Annotated in this window: 12 protein-coding genes; 9 read left to right on the plus strand and 3 right to left on the minus strand. The window is 41.8% G+C overall.

All coding sequences use genetic code 11. The annotated features are described in order from the left end of the window. Positions 1–313: 313 nt before the first annotated feature. The 6 genes from BLS59_RS27935 (at position 314) to BLS59_RS27960 (ending at position 12,917) form a co-directional block, all read left to right on the plus strand. Complete coding sequence (locus BLS59_RS27935) at positions 314–2,608, plus strand: GH92 family glycosyl hydrolase (RefSeq protein WP_091156146.1); 2,295 nt, start codon at positions 314–316, stop codon at positions 2,606–2,608. A 622-nt stretch (positions 2,609–3,230) separates the two neighbouring features. Then, positions 3,231–6,377, plus strand: coding sequence for a SusC/RagA family TonB-linked outer membrane protein (locus BLS59_RS27940; RefSeq protein WP_091156150.1), 3,147 nt, complete (start codon positions 3,231–3,233; stop codon positions 6,375–6,377). Between the two features lie 21 nt (positions 6,378–6,398). Continuing rightward, positions 6,399–8,342, plus strand: coding sequence for a RagB/SusD family nutrient uptake outer membrane protein (locus BLS59_RS27945; protein ID WP_091156153.1), 1,944 nt, complete (start codon positions 6,399–6,401; stop codon positions 8,340–8,342). A 55-nt stretch (positions 8,343–8,397) separates the two neighbouring features. Next, complete coding sequence (locus BLS59_RS27950; RefSeq protein WP_162842799.1) at positions 8,398–9,567, plus strand: DUF5000 domain-containing lipoprotein; 1,170 nt, start codon at positions 8,398–8,400, stop codon at positions 9,565–9,567. Positions 9,568–9,588: 21 nt separating this feature from the next. After that, positions 9,589–10,800 (plus strand): DUF4998 domain-containing protein, encoded by a 1,212-nt coding sequence (locus BLS59_RS27955; RefSeq protein WP_091156160.1) that lies wholly within the window; start codon positions 9,589–9,591, stop codon positions 10,798–10,800. Positions 10,801–10,958: 158 nt separating this feature from the next. After that, positions 10,959–12,917: a PAS domain-containing sensor histidine kinase gene (locus tag BLS59_RS27960; RefSeq protein ID WP_091156164.1), complete on the plus strand. Its 1,959-nt coding sequence runs from the start codon at positions 10,959–10,961 to the stop codon at positions 12,915–12,917. Here BLS59_RS27960 and BLS59_RS27965 read toward each other — a convergent pair. Further along, positions 12,914–13,771 carry an AraC family transcriptional regulator gene (locus BLS59_RS27965; RefSeq protein ID WP_091156167.1) on the minus strand — a complete coding sequence of 286 codons (858 nt, stop codon included), beginning with the start codon at positions 13,769–13,771 and terminating at the stop codon, positions 12,914–12,916. The two genes, BLS59_RS27960 and BLS59_RS27965, sit on opposite strands and share 4 nt — an antisense overlap. A gap of 90 nt (positions 13,772–13,861) precedes the next feature. Between BLS59_RS27965 and BLS59_RS27970 the strand changes: the two genes are divergently transcribed. Beyond that, positions 13,862–14,803, plus strand: a complete 942-nt coding sequence (locus BLS59_RS27970) for an NADP-dependent oxidoreductase (protein ID WP_091156170.1) — start codon at positions 13,862–13,864, stop codon at positions 14,801–14,803. A gap of 159 nt (positions 14,804–14,962) precedes the next feature. Further along, positions 14,963–15,433, plus strand: a complete 471-nt coding sequence (locus BLS59_RS27975) for a hypothetical protein (RefSeq protein WP_143014267.1) — start codon at positions 14,963–14,965, stop codon at positions 15,431–15,433. A gap of 63 nt (positions 15,434–15,496) precedes the next feature. Here the strand turns inward: BLS59_RS27975 and BLS59_RS27980 are convergent, their stop codons facing one another. Then, a complete protein-coding gene (locus BLS59_RS27980) occupies positions 15,497–17,062 on the minus strand; it encodes a M20/M25/M40 family metallo-hydrolase (RefSeq protein ID WP_240315362.1) in 1,566 nt (521 codons plus the stop codon). 196 nt (positions 17,063–17,258) lie between these two features. Continuing rightward, on the minus strand, positions 17,259–19,985 hold the full coding sequence (locus BLS59_RS27985) for an outer membrane beta-barrel protein (protein WP_091156175.1): 2,727 nt from the start codon (positions 19,983–19,985) through the stop codon (positions 17,259–17,261). Positions 19,986–20,349: 364 nt separating this feature from the next. Between BLS59_RS27985 and BLS59_RS27990 the strand changes: the two genes are divergently transcribed. Next, positions 20,350–23,037: an ABC transporter permease gene (locus BLS59_RS27990; RefSeq protein ID WP_240315363.1), complete on the plus strand. Its 2,688-nt coding sequence runs from the start codon at positions 20,350–20,352 to the stop codon at positions 23,035–23,037. Positions 23,038–23,209 lie beyond the last annotated feature (172 nt).

Here is a 23,209-nt window from a genome sequence, read left to right on the forward strand (position 1 = left end):
TAATTGTCATGCTGGTTAAATAAAGGTTTGTCGAAAGTGCTTATTTATCTACTGATCCGCAATACATGAACCGGCCTTTTTTTATCCTTAAAAACTGCTGAAAAAAAGCTGATTATACCCTGTTGGGGAATCGGTTTTATTAAGTAAAATAACGCTACTTAATAAATAAAACAAACTGATAATCAGCAAAGCAACCTATTGTAACACTTTTGTGGGAGTATTTATGGTAAAACCTTTTACTTAACTGTTGGAATTGATGGATTTGAGCCCGATTTTATATTATCTTGGCTGAAAATTTTAGCAATCTCTCACAATGAAAAAAGTTTTAAGCATCGGCTTAGTTTGTTTCAGCTCATTAGTATTAGCGCAAACAAAGCCAGACGGTACTTTCGTTCAATACGTTAATCCATTTATAGGTACCGGCGCTGTTGATAAGAATAGCCTTTCCGGAAGTAATTTTCCTGGCTCAACTGTTCCGTTTGGTTTTGTACAGCTTAGCCCCGATACCCGCGATGCACCGGATGATCCTGCATCGGGCTATGATTATAACGACAAGACCATAGTAGGTTTTAGCCATAATCACCTTAGCGGTACCGGCGTTGCCGATTTGTTTGACGTACTGATGATGCCAACTACCGGCGATGTTAAATTCAACGCGGGCACTCCCGATAAGCCGCATAGCGGTTACAGCTCGGCGTTTTCTCATAAGGAAGAAACCGCCCGCCCAGGCTATTATCAGGTGATGCTGAAAGACTATAATATTAACGCCGAATTAACTTCAACATCGCATGTGGGCTTACACAGGTATACCTTTCCACAGAATGCACAATCACATATTATTATTGATATGGATCACTCGCTGGATAAAAAGAGGGGGTATTGGTCATGTAAAATTATTGGGGCCGAAATTCGCGTGGTTGATGATCATACTATTGAAGGCTACCGTATTTTAAGCGGATGGGCCAAGCTGCGTAAGATTTATTTCCATGCCGAGTTTTCAAAACCATTCATCAGCACTGTTTTAGCGAGTGGCGGTAAAACATATCCCGATCTTACTATTATTAACGGCAGCAATCTTAAAGCTGCGTTAAACTTTAACACTGCCGATAAAGAGCAGATTATGGTAAAGGTTGGCCTTTCGCCGGTTAGTACCGAAAACGCCCGCATGAACATTAAAGCCGAACTACCCGGTTGGGATTTTAATGCCACAAGCAGTCAAAGCAGCGCGCAATGGGAAAAAGAACTTTCAAAAATTAAGATAGACGGTACGCTGGAGCAAAAGCAGATATTTTATACCGGCTTATACCACGCCTTTACCCAGCCCAATAACATGGCCGATGTTAATGGCGACTACCAGGCAACCGACCTGAGCATTGCCAACGCGCCGGATAAAACACATTACTCAACTTTTTCGCTTTGGGATACGTACCGTGCCGCGCATCCGCTGTATACGTTGATCCAACCGGAAAAAACTACAGCTTTTATCAATAGCATGATGCGCCAGTATGATAGTTATGGCTACCTTCCTATATGGCAATTATGGGGTGATGAAAACTATTGTATGATAGGTAACCACGCCATCCCGGTTATTGTAGATGCAGCGCTGAAAGGCATCCCTGGTTTCAATGTAGAAAAAGCTTATGCGGCTATTAAAGGATCGTCTTTAACAGATCATCCCGGTTCGCCATTTACAGCATGGGCAAAATACCAATACATTCCCGAAGATGTGGAATCGCAATCGGTATCGATAACCCTTGAGGTAGCTTATGACGACTGGTGTGTGGCCCAGCTTGCTAAAAAGTTAGGTAAGGATGAGGATTATGATCTGTTCATCAAACGATCTGAATTTTATAAGAACCTGTACAATACGAAAACAGGTTTTTTCCAGGCCAAACTTAAAGATGGCAGCTGGCAGGAACCGTTTAATCCGCAATCATACGGTGGTAATGGCGGTAGCCCTTACACCGAAGCTAACGCATGGCAATATTTCTGGTATGTGCCGCAAAATGTATCCGGATTAATAGGTTTGGTTGGCGGTAACACAGCATTTAATCAAAAACTGGATACCTTTTTCACCCTGAGAGATAAACCAGGTGAGGTGAATGGTAATGCATCTGGCTTTATTGGTCAGTATGCGCATGGTAACGAGCCAAGTCACCATATAACATATTTGTATGATTTTTCGGGCCAGCCCTGGAAAACACAATTTTACGTAGCCAAGGTTTTGAATGAGTTGTATAACAATTCATCGTCGGGCTATTCTGGTAATGAAGATTGTGGCCAGATGTCGTCATGGTATACTTTCAGCTCTATGGGCTTTTACCCGGTAAATCCTGCTAATGGTGTTTATGCGATAGGATCGCCGATATTGAAACATGCCGAAATTAGTTTAGGCGGCGGTAAAACGTTCACCATGGATGCCAAAAATGTAGGTAAAAACAATTGCTACATTCAATCGGTAAAACTAAACGGCAAAGCTTACGGTAAAACCTACATCACTCAAAATGACATTGCCGATGGCGGTAAACTCGAGTTTGTAATGGGTTCCAAACCTAATAAAAACTGGGGCACCAAGCCTACAGATGTACCGCTTGCATGGGGTTACTAAGTGATAAGCTAACACAAAACATATCCTAAAACAAAACGCCTAAAGCTATTTAATAGCTTTAGGCGTTTTGTTTTAGCGCTGGTCTTTATCCTTATTCCTTGCTCTTTAATCTTTGGTCCAACAAGCTACATATTGGTCAGCCAGCCGGTTAATTTTATGTTAATTTATGAAGTCTTACGCGCTTTTTTGATCTTTTAAGAACCGCTAAACGTTTTTTGTGGTTTTAATTACTGCTTTGCGCAAACGTTTGCAAAACTTTCAGGTCGTTACGTATAATAGGTGCGTTTTGTCCCCTTTATATCTTTTTAGCACATTTCTTAGCTGGGATTTTTCAAGTAAAAAATCCTTAATAAAACGTTTTAGCTATGTAAATACATATATATAATGTAAGTACATATGTATAGTATAAACCTACTTTACTTAGTCAATTTCAGGTGTTATTTGTTAGTTTTCTCTGCGCTTAAATTATCCTAAATGCCTATTTATTAATTAATAATGGCTGATAAAAGCCTCATGAATAAATTTTTTCAAAAAATTTGCTTGTAACATTTTTAATATGTAATTATGTATGTACAAATAACCAAATAACTCATTATAAGTTAAACCTTTACTCAAACCAATTATGAATGAAAGAATTTTTACCTATTTAAAGGTGAAATACCTGTATTGCTTTTTTCTTTTGCTGCTTCCGGGCTTTGCCGCCAGGGCACAATCGTCATTTGCTGTGAGCGGTAAAATAACCGACAACAAGGGGCTTGTGCTGCCCGGCGTAAGTGTTACCGTTAAGGGTACCACCATTGGTACCATAAGCGATAACGAAGGAAAGTTTGCACTTAAAGCCCCCAGTGCATCCAGCACTTTAGTGTTTTCCTTTATTGGCTTTGTAAAACAGGAAGTAGCCGTAAAAGACGAGCACATTATCAATATTGTGTTACTTGATGACAACAGCAACCTCAACGAGGTAGTGGTTGTTGCGTACGGCGTACAGAAAAAGGAAAGTATGGTAAGTTCCATTACTACCATTAGCCCCAAAGAATTAAAAGGGCCAACCAGTAACTTAACCACTATGCTTGCGGGGCGCGTGGCGGGTTTAATATCCTACCAGCGCAGCGGCGAGCCGGGGGCCGATAATGCTTCTTTCTTTATAAGAGGTATAACATCATTTGGTTCGGGTAAAATTGATCCGCTGATCCTGATAGATGGAATGGAATCAACATCAACCAACCTGGCCCGCCTGCAGCCCGATGATATAGCCGGCTTTTCAATCCTTAAAGATGCCGCCGCTTCGTCATTATATGGCGCGCGTGGTGCAAACGGTGTTATTTTGGTGACCACAAAATCTGGTAAAGTTGGCGATACCAAGTTCAATGTACGTTTTGAAAACTCTACATCTTCAAACACGCAAAACTTTGCCCTGGCCGATAACATTACCTACATGAAACTGGCAAACGAGGCTGCGCTAACCCGGAACCCACTATCACCGCTGCCATACACTCAAAATAAAATAGACCATACACAGGCCGGTGATAATCCACTGCTTTACCCAAGCAACAACTGGATAGGGCAGCTTATTAAAAACTACACCAACAATCAGCGTTTTAACTTAAATTTAAGTGGCGGTGTTAACAGGGCGCAATACTACATCGCGGCAACCGCCAACCAGGATAACGGGGTATTAAAGGCACAAAGCGGCAATAACTTTAATAACAATGTTAACTTAAAAAGCTATGAGATTCGTTCAAATGTTAACGTAAAGCTTACTTCATCTACAGAGGCTATATTAAGAACATCTGGCGATTTTGATGATTATAACGGACCTATTGGCGGTGGCGGCGCTATTTTTGCCAGCGCGTTAAATGCAAACCCGGTGTTGTTTCCAGCTACTTTCCCGGCTTCAGATCTGCCATTGGTTAAGCACCCTTTGTTTGGTAACGCGCCAAGAGGTTCAAACGGCGATGTTTATGATAACCCGTATGCCGATATGGTATCGGGCTTTCAACAATATAGTACATCAACGTTAAATGTACAGGTTGAGCTTAAGCAGGATCTTAAATTTATTACCGAAGGTCTTTCGGCCAGGGGAATGGTTTATACCCAGCGCTATTCGTATTTTAATCTAAGCCGGCAGTATAATCCATTTTACTACTCAGCCAGTCCATCTAATACCGATCCAAGGGGATATAATTTAAATCTGCTGAACGAAACCACGGCCACAGAGTACCTTAATTATAAAGAAGGAAACAAAACGGTAAATACTACCACCTATGGCGAGGTTGCTTTAAACTACAACCGTACTTTTAATAAAGTACACAATGTAAGCGGCTTGCTTATAGGTATTCAAAGAAACTACCTCACAGGTAATGCAGGCGATCTGCAATCATCACTTCCTTTCAGAAACCAGGGGGTATCGGGCAGGTTAACTTATGGTTATAACGATCGTTACCTTTTTGAAACCAATTTTGGTTATAATGGGTCTGAGCGCTTTGCCAAAAATAACAGGTACGGCTTTTTCCCATCTGTAGGTGTGGCGTGGAATGTAAATAACGAAAAGTTTTTTGAGCCACTGTCAAGAACAATAACTAAACTGAAATTTCGCGCAACTTATGGGTTAGTGGGTAACGACCAGATAGGTAACGTTAACGACAGGTTCTTTTATCTATCAAACGTAAACCTTAGCGACGGAAACTTCGGCTCATACTTTGGCGAAAACTACGCTTATTCAAGGCCGGGTGTTTCTATTTCAAGGTATTCCAATACAGGCATAACCTGGGAAAAATCAAAGAAAACCAACATAGGTATGGATCTTGGTTTATTTGATGCGCTGAACATTGTAGTAGATGCCTATAAAGAACATCGCAGTAATATTTTAATGCAAAGGGCTTATATCCCAACCACATTAGGTCTTACCGCTCCAGTAAGTGCAAACGTTGGCGTTGCCGAAGGCAAAGGTGTTGATGTATCTATGGATTACAACAAGAACTTTGGCAATACCTGGCTGCAAATGCGTGGTACGTTTACTTATGCTGCCAGTAAGCTTTTGGTAAATGAAGAACCAAATTATCCTTCAAACATGCAATACCTTTCAAGGGTAGGGCAGTCATTAGGTGAGGTTTATGGTCTTGTTGCCGAAAGGTTATTTGTTGATGATGAAGATGTAAAGAACTCGCCTAAACAAAATTACGGCGAAGTAAGGGGAGGAGATATCAAGTATCGCGATTTAAACGGCGACGGACAGATCACCGATCTGGATATGATAAATGGATTGGGTTATCCAACCACGCCCGAGATCATTTATGGTTTTGGCTTTTCATTCGGTTACAAAAACTTCGATATCAGCACATTCTTCCAGGGCTCGGCCAGGTCGTCATTCTTTATTGACCCAAGCGCGGTATCGCCGTTTGTTACCAATGGGGCTAATCAGCACGGTTTACTTGATGTGATAGCTCAAGACCATTGGTCTGAAGATAACCGTAATCTGTACGCCCTTTGGCCACGCCTTAGCTTAACTCAAAATGCCAATAACAACCAACCATCAAACTGGTGGATGCGCGATGGCGCCTTTTTAAGAATGAAAACTGCCGAGATAGGTTATAGCATTAAAGAGAAAACTTTAAGAAAATTCCACATTTCAAGCTTGAGGTTTTATGCCAATGGCAGTAACCTGTTCCTGATAAGCGCCTTTAAGCTTTGGGATCCTGAACAAGGCAGTAACGGGCTGGGTTATCCTATTCAAAAGGTGTTTAACGTAGGATTAAATATTCAGTTATAATCCCCTTAAAATTAAAACAACATGAAATTGTCAAATACATATACTCGATTTTTAAGCTTCTTAAATCGAAAACATGCGGTACCTGCATTACTGTTCCTGGGGATAGTATGCCTGTCTGCCTGTAAAAAAAGTTACCTGGATGTGGTGCCGGATAACGTTGCCACCATTGATAACGCGTTTGCTAACCGTAACGAGGCCGAAAAATATTTATTTACCTGCTATTCCTATCTTCCGCAAGAGGGACATCCGGATAAAAACCCGGCCTTTAGCGGCGGCGACGAAGCATGGACCTACTGGCCAATGACCGAGGATTTCTTTTACCTCGATCCTTATAACATAGCGCGGGGTAACCAGAACCGGGCTAACCCTTACATGAATTATTGGGACGGTTATGATGGTAAATCGCTTTGGCAGGGCATAAGGGCTTGTAATACTTTTTTAGATAATGTGGATAAGGTAACCGATTTGCAGCCGTATTTAAAGGTACGCTGGATAGCCGAGGCTAAATTCCTGAAAGCATATTTTCACTGGTATTTATTCAGAATGTACGGGCCGATACCTATCGCCGATAAAAATTTACCAATCACTGCATCACCAGAAGAGCTTAAAGTTTTCAGGCAACCGGTTGATACCGTGGTGAACTATATTTCAAACCTTATTGATCAAGCCACCGCGGGTGATGATAACACCGGTTTACCAAGTGTTATCACAAGTAGCGCTACAGAGCTCGGTCGTATTACCAAAGTTGCGGCACTGGCTATTAAAGCGCGTTTATTGGTTACAGCGGCAAGCCCCTTGTTTAACGGCAATAATGATTTTGCAGGTTTAAAAGGCCGGGATGGAAAATTGTTGTTTAACCCGCAATATGATGCCTCAAAATGGACCCGAGCGGCCGATGCCTGTAAAATAGCTATTGATGCCGCCACGGCAGCGGGATTAAAGCTATATTATTTTAACCCTGGTATTGTGGTAGTAAATGATGCCCAAAAAACCGAAATGAATATCCGTAACTCTGTTTGTGAAAAATGGAACAGCGAGCTGATATGGGGTTTAACATCGGGTGGTAACCCAACATTCTGGTTGCAGGAATTTGCCTGTCCGCAGCTTGATCCTAATAATATCAATCTGGATATGAAAGGGAAATTGGCTCCTCCATTAAAAATGGCCGAGTTGTTTTATACAAAAAACGGTGTACCCATTGAAGAAGATAAAACCTGGGATTATGCCAACCGTTTTAAACTACGTACTGTTACCGCGCAGGACGCCGGGATGCAAAACGGTTACCAAACGGTAGGGCTACATTTTGAAAGAGAGCCCCGGTTTTATGCAGATATGGCTTTCGACGGATCAACCTGGTTCATGAAAAACGGTACTTTCAATATCCAAAGTAAATTAGGCGAGTATACGGGTAAAAAACAAAGTCGTTTATATTCAGTTACCGGTTATTACACCAAAAAAATAGTTAACTGGAACCTGGTTTATACGGCCACTAATACAACAGTTGAATCATACCCTTGGCCGGTGATGCGCCTGAGCGATCTTTACCTGCTATACGCCGAATCTTTAAATGAATCGGGCAATTCTGCAGCTGCATTGCCTTACCTTAATCAGATAAGGGCAAGGGCCGGACTAAACACAGTTGAAAGTTCATGGACTAATTTTTCAACTACCCCAACCAAGTACACAACTGTTGATGGCCTGCGCGATATCATTCAGCACGAGCGCAATATTGAGATGGCATTTGAAGGCAGCCGTTTCTGGGATCTGCGCCGCTGGAAAACAGCACCGCAAACGTTGAGTGCGCCAATTTATGGCTGGGATATCTTACAAAGCACATTTGAAGATTATAACCGCAGGGTATTGTTGTACAATCCAAAATTTGTTGGACCGCGTGATTACTTCTGGCCAATTAAGGAATATAACCTGCAGGTTAATCCAAACCTGGTTCAAAACTCCGGATGGTAATTAAAAAATGAAAATGTTGTCAACAAATAATTATATCCATCTAAAATATAAGATAATGAAAAAGATATTTTTTATCTGCGGCATTGGTTTGGCTTTATTGGTCATAAATTCATGCAAGCAGGATGTCCGCGGTCCCATTACAAAAGATTCGGTTGCACCCGGGCCTATAAGTAATGTGACGGTAATAAATCTAAATGGGGCGGCAAAAATAAGTTATTCGGTACCTGCCGATGCCGATCTGTTATATGTAAAAGCCTCTTATAAAACCAAACAAGGTGTTGTGCGGGAAACAAAGGTGAGCCGCTATAACAGTGATTTAACTGTTGTTGGATTTGGCGATACCAGCGCTTACCAGGTTACGCTTTACGCGGTTGATAAAAGCGAAAACGCTTCGAGCCCGCTGGAGGTAACGGTGCATCCGCTTACGCCAACGGTTAAAATTGTTAGGGATAGCCTCACTGTAACGCCAGACTTCGGCGGAATTAACATAAAATTCTTTAACAGTACCGAAGAGAGTATGGCGATTGTAGTGTTAACTAACGACTCACTTGGTCAGTTTTCGCCTATTAACACCAACTATACCAATCTTAAAAAAGGCGATTTCTCTATAAGAGGCCTGCCATCAACCCCAACAAAATTTGGTGTGTTTGTAAGGGACAGGTGGGGCAATTTATCAGATACGCTGATTGTTACGCTTACGCCTTTGTTTGAAGAATTATTAGACCGTACAAAAATGAAAGGTTTGGTGCTGCCTACTGATGCCCCGCTTGGCTACAACGGAACTATTGCAGGCCTTTTTGATGGCAATACGCAGGATGGATTTTACCATACCGGCGATGCCGCGAGGATGCCGCAGTGGTTTACCTATGATATGGGTGTTACCGCCAAGCTAAGCCGCTTAAGCTGGTTTATGCGCCCAGGCTTTTTTTATACGCTACATAACCCGCGCGTTGTAGAGATCTGGGGATCTAATAACCCCAACCCGGATGGCAGTTATGACAGCAGCTGGACGCTTTTGGTTGTACATACCCAGATAAAACCATCGGGTTTACCGGAGGGGCAGCTTTCGCAAGCTGATATCGATGCTGCCACAGCAGGCGAAACCGTCACTTTCCCGTTGAATACGCCAAAAGTGCGCTACATAAGGTTTAAAACGCTGAAAAACTGGTCGAACGGTACCTATGTGAATTTTTATGAATTGATGATGTGGGGCGATACAAAATAATTAACGATCAAAATTGAATTTATGAAAACAATAAAATATTTTGCTTTGCTATGTGTGTTTGGCGCGGTTGCCTGGTTAACCTCGTGTACAAAAACCACAGGCGATGCCTATAAAAAATACGAGGCAGGGGGCGAGATCACTTATCCCGGCCGGGCCGATTCTGTACTGGTGCGCTCGGGTTACAACCGGGTGCAGCTTGCGGTAGTTTTGGGGAATGATCCGCTGGTAACTAAAATCAGGATCTATTGGAATAACCTGCTGGATTCTATCGATGTGGCCGTTACACGCACAGCCGGTAAAGACACCGCGACTGTCATCATCCCCAACCTAACCGAAGGGAACTATAACTTTGTTGTTTATACGTATGATAGCCAAAACCATAAATCGGTTGTAAGCAACGCTTCTGGGGTGGTTTACGGTCCGAGTTACCTGGCCTCATTAACCAACAGAACATTAAAGTCGTTAACGCAATCAACAGATGGCAACAAAATTGAACTTGCCTGGGGTGAACCTGCCGGTGGTGAGTTGGGTATTGAAGTTAATTATACCGGCTTAAATGGTGTGGTACGTAAGATCATTGTTTCGCCAAATGAAGTAAATACCGAGCTGCCCGATTATAAGGAAAGCACTCAGCTTACCTACAAATCATTATACAAGCCAGATTCAAGCGCATTCGAAACTTTTTCACCGGCTGCATCATCGGTAACATTGCCAAAATTTGAAAGGCAGATGTTAAAATCGAACTTTAAGATAGTTATACTACCTACTGATGTATTGGAAGGCGGCTACGGCTGGCTCGAGAATTTTTTATGGGACGAAAACTATAATCCGCCGGGTTTTGCCACCCGTAATCAGATCCCATGCTGGTTTACCATGGATATGGGAGCATCTGCCTCTATAAGCAGGTTTAAGATGTGGCAGGCTAACGACAGGCTGTACGATCAGCAAAATGTTAAAACGTTTGAGGTATGGGGCAGCAATAACCCTAATCCCGATGGTAGCTATGATAGCAGTTGGACAAAGTTAACCTCGTGCACATCCATAAAACCATCCGGCGCACCGTTAGGTACTGTAACCGCTACCGATGTTGCTTATGCAAAAGCCGGGGAAGAATTTGTATTGCCTGCTGGCTCGCCAAAGGTTAGGTACATCCGCATTAAATGTTTAACAAATTGGGGTAATGGCAGCTTTATGGCGATGGAAGAACTTACATTTTACACGCATGATAAGTAGTTATTTATTATTAACTTCAATATAATATCACGAAAAATAGCCGCCCTAAAAATGGGCGGCTATTTTTTTGTATCAGCCAGTTTCATTTTTAATTAAACAATTTATATTCGCCAAACCTTTTGTATTGCAATTGGTTATAATACCTTAAAAAAACATACATGAGCGACCCGGCACAGCCACTCAGCAACCAGCAATTATTAGATGTTTTGTCGCAGTACCACAGCGGTATCGCTATACATTATGGTGTGGATAGCATAATTCAGTATGCCAATGACGCTATGATAGCCATTTGGGGTAAGGATAAACGTGTTATTGGCAAATCGTTAGAGGATGCTTTGCCCGAGTTAAAGGGGCAGCCCTTTATAGATATGTTTAAAAAGGTATGGAACGAAGGGATCACCATATCTGGAACAAACACGCCTGCCGATCTTGAAATTGAAGGAAAGCTGCAAACCTTTTATTTCGATTTTGAATACCGCGCTATAAAAAATGCCGAAGGTAAAACCTATTGTATTTTACATACAGCCACAGATGTTACCCCAAGATATCTAAGCCAGCAACGCGAGCAGGATATGGCCGAAGAACTTACCGCGATTAACGAAGAGCTTGCAGCGTCAAACGAAGAATTAAGGACAACAAACGAGGAGCTAACAGAATCTCAGGATCAGTTCAGGATCCTTTATGAAGAATTATCAGAAAGCAACAGCCGTTTCAGGAGCATGGTTAGGCAAGCTCCTATAGGTATTTGTATTATCCGTGCCGGCAATCTATTGATCCAAGATGTAAATGATGCTTATCTGGAATTGGTTGGTCGGCAGCGCGGCGAGCTGGAAAATAAAACCATTTGGCAGGCTATCCCCGAAGCGGCCGAAACTTATGCCCCGGTAATGAACCAGGTTATAAGTACAGGTATTGCCTTTAGTGCCAAAGAGCATGAACTATCACTTAATCGTAACGGTATTCCCGAAAGTGTTTTTGTTGATTTTGTTTATGAGCCTTTGCCTTATTACGATGGATCTATAAATGCGATAATGGTTTTGGCAATAGAGGTTACCGAAAAAGTTAAGGCCCGCCGCAGTATTGAGGAAATTGAAGAGCGCAACAGGCTTGCCATTGAAGCAGCTGAAATAGGTACCTTCGACCTTAACCTGGATACCAATGTGATGATAACCTCCGACAGGTTTAATACTATATTTGGTTTCGACAGGCCACTCGAACGGGAGGAGTTTGCAGCAACCATTCATCCGGACGACAGGCAGGCACGAGCTAAAGCCCACGCAGATGCCCTCAAAACCGGCAAGCTTTACTACGAAGCGAGGGTTATTTATGCCGATAAATCTGTACACTGGATAAGGGTGCAGGGTAAAGTGTTTTACGATCAGGAACATAAGCCGTACAAAATATTAGGAACCTTGCTTGATATTACACAGGTACAGCGCCTTAATCAACAAAAAGACGATTTTATCAGTATTGCCAGCCACGAACTTAAAACACCGATAACCAGTCTTAAAGCATCGTTACAACTGCTGGAGCGGATGAAAGATAACCCATCGGCTACAGTGCTGCCCAGATTGATAGAACAATCGAGCCGGAGTATGCAAAAAATAAGCTCGCTGGTTGAAGATCTGCTGAACGTGAGCCGCACCAATGATTCTCAGCTCAGGCTTAATAAAACAACGTTTACCATACATGATATGTTAAACGCTTGTTGCAATCACATCAGGGTGGCCGGTAAATATGAGCTTATTATTCATGGCGATGAGCAATTACAGGTACGCGCCGATGAACATGCTATAGACCAGGTTATTGTTAACCTGGTTAACAACGCCGTAAAATATGCGCCAGAATCTTTAAAGATCTATCTCATTATTGAAAAAGAAGGCGATAATGCCCGTGTTTCTGTAAAAGATAATGGTCCCGGCATCCCGGCAAGTAAGCTGCCAAATTTGTTCGAAAGGTATTACCAGGCCGAAGCAGTGGGTTTTCAAAATTCAGGTCTTGGACTTGGCTTATATATCAGCGCCGAAATAATAAAACGGCATGGCGGCGAAATTGGCGTAAACAGCGAACCGGGTAAAGGGAGCACTTTTTGGTTTACGATACCAATAAAAGGTTAATTCAAAGCTGGTTGAGGCAACCGTACAAGTTTGCGGTACTCCTTGGGGCTATGTGTTTTCTGCTTTCTGAAGTATTTATTAAAATGACTTTCGTCGGTAAAACCAAACTCGTCGGCAATCTCGTTAAGGCGTTTATCGCTGAACTGCAGGCGGTGCTCAATCAGTTTTGTTTTGTAATTGGTAATATATTGCTGCAGTGTTTCATTAGCGTGTTTTTTAAAGTACTTGCCTAAGTAAGCCTCCGAAATTCCGAAACTATTGCTGATCGCCTCGGCTTTCAACTTCTCAGGGTAATAAATATTCCGTTGTATGTATTGCAGAATATCCATCGCTTTTTCTTCGGTACCCATATCCATTTGTCCGGGTAGTTGCATGGCAATGTTGCGGGCTACTATAATGATTATGGTATTCACTAATTGCTGTATCAATTCTTTGTCGTACACATCGCGATGATCAAATTCCTGTTTGATAGCATCTACCATAGGGCCAACCAAACTTTTATCCCGCTGATTGCAAAGGATACAGCCAGGTTTGTGGCTTGCATTTTGTAATATAAACTCCAGTCGTTTAACGTTATCGGTAAGTAAGCCGCTGTTCTTTAGCCAGATGTCATTAAACTGCAGGAAGAAAAATTCGGTGGTTGTTTCTATTTCAAAAGAGTGACTGTCCTCGGGTGTAAGTAAAAACATGTGCCGGGGATGATAAGAAAAATTGCTTTTATTAATATACTGTTTGCCCGTGCCTGATATCACATACACCAGCTCAAAAAAATTATGCTGATGTTCCATTTTAGGGCATTTATCCAATGTTTTGTAAAAAATATTGAATGGCTGGTACAGATTTTCTTTTAGCATGATGGCAAAAATACCAAATTATAACGTATATGTACCAATTTGATTATTTTTATTGGTATAATTTTGATCTGTTAAATAAAGCAAAGAAAAATGAAAGCGATAACATTAAACGGATTCGGCGGTGTAGATAACTTAACCCTTGTGGAGGTTCCTGTACCTGCTATCCAAAACGATGAAGTACTTATAAAAGTAAAATATTTGAGCATTAACCCGGTAGATGCAAAAGCAAGGCTTGGCAAATCGCTGAATCACGTGATAAAAGATAAACTGCCGGTTATATTGGGCTGGGATCTTTCGGGGGTAATAACCCAGGTTGGGGCCGATGTAAGCGATCTTAAAGTAGGCGATGAAGTGTTCTCCATGATCGCGTTCCCGCAATTAGGCAGTGCTTATGCCGAATACGTAGCCGCGAAAGCTAATGAGCTGGCATTAAAACCGGCAAACATTACCCACAACGAAGCTGCGGCCGCAACGCTTGCCGCCCTTACCGCATGGCAAAATTTAACCACGCACGGCAACGTTAAAGCTGGTGACAAGGTACTGATCCACGCGGCATCGGGCGGGGTAGGGCATTATGCTGTACAAATGGCCAAGCATTTAGGTGCCTACGTTATAGGTACCTCGTCTGCAGCTAATAAAGATTTTGTGTTGAGCCTTGGTGCCGATGAACACATCGATTACAAAACCCAGGATTTTGACACAATATTAAGCGACGTAGATTTTGTACTTAATGCGTTTGGCGGCGAAGATACCGACCGCTCCATCGCCATTACCAAAAAAGGTGGAAAAGTGCTTACAATAACCGGTCCGTTGCATGATTCATCTATTCAAAAAGGTAAAGATGCAGGTGTAACAAGCGTACTAACTATGGTAAAGGCAAATGGTGACGATATGAAAGCCATAGCTGATCTTTTGGAAAAAGGCATTGTAAAATCGCACGTATCCAAAACTTTCCCTTTTGAAAAGATGGCCGAAGCGCATACGCAAATTGAAAGCGGCAGAACTATCGGCAGGATAACTTTGGAATTGTAATAAAGGCTGGCTGGGAATGGCTTAATATTGCTTTGTAATATGCCTGCTACAGCGGTAATTTACTCATCTAAAAATCATTGATTTAGTAATTATTTTATCATCTTTATATAGTGATCAGCTTGTGTCGGTCGATCACTATATAAACCTGGTAGCATAATTATGAGAACATTAATGAATATCCTGTTGGTAATATTGATATCCTCTTTATCCGCTACTGCCCAAAAGCTGCGTAAAGTTGATACGGTATATTACCTGGTTGATACCCTTAAAACCCCGGTTAACGACCGGATGCTGCAAACAGGTATTGATGGTGCTTTTAAATATTATGCTATTAAGTGCGAGTGCCTTAAATATGATCAAAATCCCACGTTTATTTATAATCGCAAGAAAACTGAAAACACGAGTCTTATAACTGAAGATGCTTTTAAGCAGATCAATTTTACCACCCTTACCCAATTGATAAGTCTGGCGCAGCAGGACGGCGGTGATTCTTTTAACAGCCACCACATAGCCTATATAATTGAACAGGATAAGGAGGGCTACGTAAAACACAAGGTAAAATTATTGAAACCACAGCATCGCATTACCGGTATTGACTATGAGGTGGTAAAGCGGGATACCGTGAATTGATATGGCTTTGACGATATAAAAAGAGCCGCCCGGGCGGCTCTTTTTATATATGGTTATAATGGATTATTTATCCAGTCCGCCGCGGCGGGTACTTTTAATTTGTACGGGCCATTTGATGCCCTCGGTTTTAGTGGTGCTTGTTTTAGCCGGATCTTCGCTGGCAAGGTACGCCAGTATGGCGGCCAGCATAGCGTTGTCGCGCAGGTCGTCAAATACAACTTTGTCATAAGTATCGCGGTTGGTGTGCCAGGTATATGCCCCGTATGACCAGTTAAGCGAACTCAGCGAGAAGCCCGGAGCGCCAACTGCCACAAAGGATGCAAAGTCGGACCCTCCACCACCTGGCTGACCCGGGAAACTGGTTTTAATGCGGTTTTTAAGCGAATCTGGTAAAGCCGCTACCCACCTGCCCAGGTAATCCTTCGCATCGGCAAAACCCTGACCGCTCAGGTTAACCACACGGCCTGTACCGTTATCCTGGTTAAACAAAGCCTGCAGGTTTTTTACTATTTCGGGATGATCTTCTACAAAAGCGCGTGAGCCGTTCAGGCCTTCTTCCTCGCTGCCCCAATGCCCCACTAAAATGGTGCGTTTAGGATGAGGATAGAATTTTTTAAGTAAACGCATAGCTTCCATCATGGTAAGCGTACCTGTTCCGTTATCCGTTGCGCCGGTGCCGCCGTCCCATGAATCAAAATGGGCGCTTAGCATTACGTATTCGTCAGGTTTTTCGGTACCTTTTATTTCGGCGATGGTGTTAAAGGTAGGCACAACCCCCAACTCTTTTGATTCGGTATGCAGGCTGATCAAGGGCTTGCCGCCAGATTCGCTTAGTCGGTACAGCATGCCATAGTCTTCCAAAGCAATATCAACGGTAGGCACTTTCTTGGTATATGCCGAAAAGATCTTATCAACCCCAAAACCTGCCGACCAGTTATTGGTGAGTATGCCTACTGCGCCTGCATTTTCAAGTGCTACAGGCAAGGTCCTGTTAGTATAGCCCGTTTTACTGATGCGTTTTTTCCAGGCATCTGTCATTGCTGTACGTTCGGCTTTCATTTTATCAAATGATTCTTTGGTAGCAAATTCCTGCCAGTTATAGTCGGGCCGGCCTGTAGGCTGGCACATAGAGATCATTACCAGTTTGCCTTTTGCCTTGGGTAACCAGGCTTGGAAAGCTAAAGAGTCGGCCAAATCTGGCAGCACAATAACCTCGGCGGTAACTGTTTTGTTGCCCATGCCAGGGCTCCAGGCCAGCTGCGTTCCTTCCAATGATTTTACCCTTGGCGATATCATATCAATATGCGAAATGCCGCGTTCCCAGCCGCGCCATTCGCCCCATTTCTCGTTGCGGGCACTTATGTCCCAGCTTTTGTATTTTGCTACCGCCCAATCATTGGCTTGTTTCATTTGCGGCGTGCCTACCAAACGCGGGCCTATGCCGTCAAAAAGTTCATGCGCCAGTTTCTGCAATTGCGAGTTACTGGTTTCTTCGGTCACTATGTTATTGATCACCGGGTTGGTGGATTGCGCAAAGGCGCTTCCGCCACTGCAAAGCAGCATGCCTAAAACAAATGGCCTTGCCTTATGCCACATGCCAAAGCCCAAATTGTGGTTAGAGTTTTTCATGTACCTAAAATATGCAATAGGATTGATGAGATGAAATTTATTGCAGCTACAGGCTGGTTTGGGGGCTTATTGCAAACGTTTTGTTACAATGGATATAATGAGTTGTAAACTGGAACGTGGGCAACGCAAACTTTAAATAATGTTAATTCAGTAACCCTGCAATAAGAGACCATCCGATGATTATTGAATTGTAGCGTTACTTGGCATCGCCAACAGATACCGATTTGTTGAATTTAAATTGCAGCGTAAGCATAAAATACCTTTTTATAACTTGCGATTGAACGTCCGAAATGGAGTTTTCCGTTATCTGCCGGGTGGTACCAATGTTTTGGTTTAAAATATCATAGCATGATAGTTTTAGCTCACCACGGTCTTTTTTCAGGAATTGGCGGGCGAGGCTTAGGCTTAGCAAATTGCTGTTTCGCTGAAATCCCGCAGGCAACATTGGGTTATGAAAATAGTTATAATTCCCTTCTAAATTCATGTGGGCTGGCCAATACACCATGAAATGAATGTAAAAATTGTGCATTAAAAAGGTTTGCTTGTTGTTATTTATGCCGGTGTAAGCAGTTCTGTAGCCTGTTAGGGTATATTGAGGGTCAAATTCAATAATATCTTTCCAGTTTGCAGAAAACTGCTGCGATAGTGTAGCGTTGATATTGTTCTGATATCCGTTTTGGTAATTAAGTATATAAAAATCATGCATCAGGTAAACGTTGCCACTGGTTGAAGCACTAAATTGAAAACCATTCCGTTTTTTTAAACCCTTTGTGTATCTGCCGCTTAAACTGTAGGAATGTCTTCCGTTACGGTTTATAGGTGTGCTTGTTTCTGCTAAATTTTCATCGATGGTAAGCTGCCTGAAAATTGTATTTTGCTCAAAAACAGCCCCTGCAGATACATTATAGTTCACACCGGTTTGATAATTATACTTGTTATAGCTTAAATTAAAATTATTTGTAGTGGTCGGTTTTAGGTATGGGTTACCGGTTACCGTGTACAATGGGTTAAAAACTACTGAATACGGCACCATATCGCCAATGTTCGGCAGGTTTAAACCTTTATTATAGCTCGCCGAAAAGTTGCCCGCATTCAAACTTATATTAGGTAACAGATTTACAAAATTTTGATCAATATCGGCCGAGTTCCTGTTAAATATATTATTCACCTGCTGAAACTGCATCAGCAAATGCGCGTTCAAAATTATTTCGTGCGGAAAGGTGTAAGCTATTCCAGGCGTTATCGCCTCAATAAATTTGGTTCGTTTTAAATCGTGATTTGTAGCCACCAAAACGCTGTCGTATAAACCCGTTACCGGGTTATAATTGTATGCCGATAGCTTATCTGCCAGTGTATTGTAATCCAAATTTAGCGTTACATCTGCATTAAGTTTTTTAAATAAAGGCTTAAAGTAATTGATAGTTACACTTGCATCATTGTTTTTCGCTCTGGCATATGTTTTACGCTGATAAGCATACGATGGAAACGAGGATAAATAAGATGTGAGTGCCTGACTTTCAGATTCTACATTGCTGGCAGGGCTTATCTCCAGGTTATGATCAATAGTAATTGCCGAACCATTACCCAAGGTTTGATTATACTTGAACGCTTGCTGAAACCTGAAGTTTTTATTCGGGAAGTTGTAATTACTAACCGACTGATTGATGGGGTTAATAAAGTTGCTGTAGCTATTACCGGTGTTGGTACGGGTTGTAAAATCTTCGGTAATATTAACTGTGGGCGTATAGGTAAGGCTGTGATTAACATCGGGTTTATAGGTTAATGTACTGCTAATGCTGTGCTTATTACTGGTAGTTATACGGTCATTAGCAGATGCAGTAATCAACGTAGTATCGCCAATGAAACGCTGGTTGTTGTTGCGGGTATCAAGCTCCGATTTTAAACGTGTATATAGATAAGCAAAATTTAATTTTAATCCTTTACGGTAATCATTATTAATATTGACGCCAGCCAGTGTGGTTGCTGCCTTTCCAACTACCTCCCTGCCAAATCCCGAAGCACCTGATAAGGCATCGCCGCCCCGGTCTATACCGCCCAGTGTATAAAGGTCATTAAAATCAAAGCCAGTACTGTTTAAATTGTTGGTTAAGCCCAATAAACTTACCTGTAACGTATCCCTGAACAAATTTATCAGGGTGCCCGCCTGGTAGTGTTCCTGCGTGCCGCCACCACCGTAAACTTTCCCAAACAAACTTTTCTTCAGCACTTTTTTAAATTTAAGGTTGATGATCTTATTTAGCAGGTTTGTCGGGATGCGGTGGTTAGGGTCGTTTTCCCTATCATCATAAACCTGAACTTTTGCAATCATATCGGCATCAAGGTTTTTGGTTGCAATGCGCGGGTCGTTCACAAAAAATTCCCGGCCGTCAACCAATATTTTTGTCACCGTTTTACCCTGCACGGTTACGATGCCATCGTTAGCTACCTCAATGCCGGGTAATTTTTTCAGCAAATCTTCCACAACTGCGTTGGGACGGGTTTTAAAAGCTTCGGCATCAAATTCAATAGTATCTTTCCTAACAACAATAGGCATTCGTTCGCCCTTGATCAATACTTCGTTCATTAATTTAGCAGAAACGCTGATATTTCCAAGATCAAGCGTTTCTGCTTTTTTTAGTATGAATAGCTTGCGGTACGGTTTGTAAGCCACAAATGAAATAAGCACTTTAAGTGGGATACCGGATGGCAGGTTGTGTAAATTGAAGTTACCGGTTTTATCGCTCAGGGTATAAGCCAGCAGGGTAGATGTGGTATCGCGGGTATCTAAAACTGCAATGGTCGCAAATTCAATGGGGGTATTTGTTAACGAGTCTATTATCTGGCCTTTAATAATGGCCTTGTTTTGTGCTTTTAATATAAATGGTATTAATAACAGCGCAAAAAATAGTAATAATTTATTCATAGATGTGATGGCTCCCGATGAAGCAAAAGACGTAGGTTTGATGTTTCCTTATTAATTTATTAACAATTATTAAGAATTATTAATGATACTTAACATTTGTTATTATAACAAATGTGTTTTGTAATTTATAATCTGTAAGTACTTGCGTTTGCTGAAAGATGTTGTGCAGTAGTTGTTTATATAATTATTTTAGTAGCTAAATATATAATGCCGTCCACAACTGTCGCCAGGCGTACACTTAGTGTACGGAAACGTACAGTTTAAAAGTTATTTTTAATTGTAATTATTTGATTAATAATTACTTAAATTGTTGGCTCGGGATGTGCTGGTAAAAAGTAATAGTAATAGGTGATCAAAACCTGTCATGGAAGAACATATATGGGATCTGGTTGAAAAATTTATTTCGGGTGAAGCGTCGCTTGCCGAAATAAAGGAGCTGCATGTTTTACTTGCGCTGTATCCTGCTGTATATGTTAATGTAAAAGGTTTTTTGATGGAGTATCAGGACGCCGACCCCAAAGTTACCCGGACTGATATTTATACCCTCCTGGATGAAGCAGACGCTTTTCGGGCTGAAAATCATCTTGCGGCAGCATATACTCAAAAAGTCAAGACTCATGCTGCTTATAATTCAGCTACTTTCAGTCTGCAAAATACCAATCCAAATCGTTTGCGCGGGTTCATGAGCGAGATTACCATGGCCGGTCAGTTTTTGAAGATCGCCGTGCGTAACCTGCAGCGCAACATGACCATTTCTTTTATCAATATTACCGGTTTGGCCGTAGGGATTGCCAGCGCCATTATGATATTGCTATGGGTGCAAAATCAGTTGAGTTACGATCAGTTTCATAAAAATAAAGACCAGGTTTACCAGTTATTTAACCGCGCAATGGTTAACGGTAAATTAGAGTGCTGGGGCAATACGCCCATGCCAATGGGCCCTGCCATAAAAGCTGACTATAGCCAGGTACAGGAAATGGCGCGCATAAATTGGGTAGGGGCATTTGTATTAAAAACAGCCAGTAAACAAATAGAAACGCAGGGTTTTATTACCGATCCCGGATTTCTGAAAATATTTAGTTTTCCATTACTAAAAGGCAGCGCCTCCACAGCGTTAAACGGCATTCATTCCATCGTACTAACAGAAAAACTGGCTACCCGCCTTTTTGGCAATACCGACCCTATGGGCAAGGTAATCAAGGTGGATAGTACAGCAAACTTTACCGTTACCGGCGTAATGAAAGATCTGCCAAACAATACCCAGTTCCATTTTGAATACCTGGTGCCCTGGAACTATATGAAAGAAGTTGGCTGGGAAAACCAGAAATGGGATTTTTATTCGGTACAAACCGTTGTAATGCTTAAACCCGGTACAACAGAAAGTACGGCCAATCGTATTTTTAAAGATGTTTACAAACAGCACAACGGCGATAAAAAAAACGAAGTGATTGTACACCCCCTGAGTAAATGGTGGCTGTATTCGAAATTTGAGAACGGTAAGTTTACTGGTGGTCAAATACAAGTTGTACGGTTGTTTAGTTTAATTGCAGCGTTTATAATGCTCATTGCCTGCATCAACTATATGAACTTAGGCACAGCCCGCAGTACGAAACGTGCAAAAGAAGTAGGCATCCGTAAAGTAGCAGGGGCAGGTAAAAGCTGGCTGATAAAACAGTTTCTCGGCGAATCGGTACTTATTGCGTTTGCGGCGGGTGCAATTGGGTTGTTGCTGGTTCAAATATGCCTGCCCTGGTTTAATGAAATTGTAGAAAGCCAATTGGCGATACCTTTTGGTAATCTTTATTTCTGGCTCATGGGTATTGGATTTTTATTATTCACGGGTATTCTTGCCGGTAGTTATCCTGCTTTCTACTTGTCGTCTTTTAAGCCGGTTAGTGTACTTAAAGGTACTTTTAAAGCGGCCAATGCGCTTATTGCTCCGCGCAAGGTATTGGTTGTACTTCAGTTTACGTTTGCCATTACCTTTATAATTTGTACCACCATTATATACAGGCAAATTAAATATGGCCAAAACCGCGATACCGGTTACAATCCCGATAACCTGGTTTATGTATATATGAAGGGTAACATTGCTAAAAACTACGCGCTTATAAAAAATGAATTGCTGAGTAGCGGCGCTATAAATAATATTACCCGCACCAATTCGCCAATTATTGATGTGTGGACAGATGGTGACTATGAATGGGCTGGGAAATCGCCAAACAAACGATCGGATTTTGCCGGTTATTTAACAGATAATAACTTTACTAAAACAATGGGCTTGCCTTTAATTGCCGGGAGGGATATTGATGTTGCCAGCTACCCAACCGATACTGCTGCGGTATTGTTAAATGAAGAGGCCGCTAAAACAATGGGATTTGCAAATCCCATTGGTAAAATTATCAAAAATTGGCAAGGCAATTTTCATGTTGTAGGAGTGGTAAAAAACTTTGTAGCCGGCTGGCCATATATGCAAACTATGCCCGCTGTAATTCAGGGGGCAAATAAACAATTTGGCACCATTACCTTAAAATTAAACACCAATAATTCGGTAACCGATAACATAAGTAAGATAGGTGCTGTATTAAAAAAATATAATCCCGATTACCCCTTTAATTATAAGTTTTTGGACGATTCCTATAAAATTAAATTTAGGGAAGAACAGAATACCGGGGTGCTTGCCGCCGTGTTTTCGGGCTTAACCATTTTTATATCCTGCCTTGGTTTGTTTGCATTGGCCGCCTGCATGGCCGAAGGGCGTGTGAAAGAGATCGGTATCCGCAAGGTGCTTGGCGCCTCTGTGGCAAGGATAACAGCCCTGCTCACAAAAGATTTCCTGGTGCTGGTATGCATTTCATTTGTTGTTGCATCGCCAATAGCCTGGTGGCTCATGAATAAATGGCTGCAAAACTACCCTTATCACGTTAATATAAGCTGGTGGATATTCGTTATAACAGGTATTGTTTCGGTCATCATAGCTTTTTCAACAGTGGTTTATCAAGGCGTAAAAGTGGCAATTATCAATCCCGTTAAAAGCTTAAGGGCAGAATAACGAATGTTACCAAAGCAAGGAATATGTATGCAATAACCTGCGCCATTATCCTGTAATTACCAACTCATTTCATGGTTAAGTAAAAAAATATGTCTGCATATATAATTTAGCTCATATACGCGTTAGTGAATAATAATTCAACAGCAATTTGCGTAACTTTACCTATCAAATT

Origin of the sequence: Mucilaginibacter pineti, from assembly GCF_900101875.1 — a bacterium.
Lineage (GTDB): Bacteria > Bacteroidota > Bacteroidia > Sphingobacteriales > Sphingobacteriaceae > Mucilaginibacter > Mucilaginibacter pineti.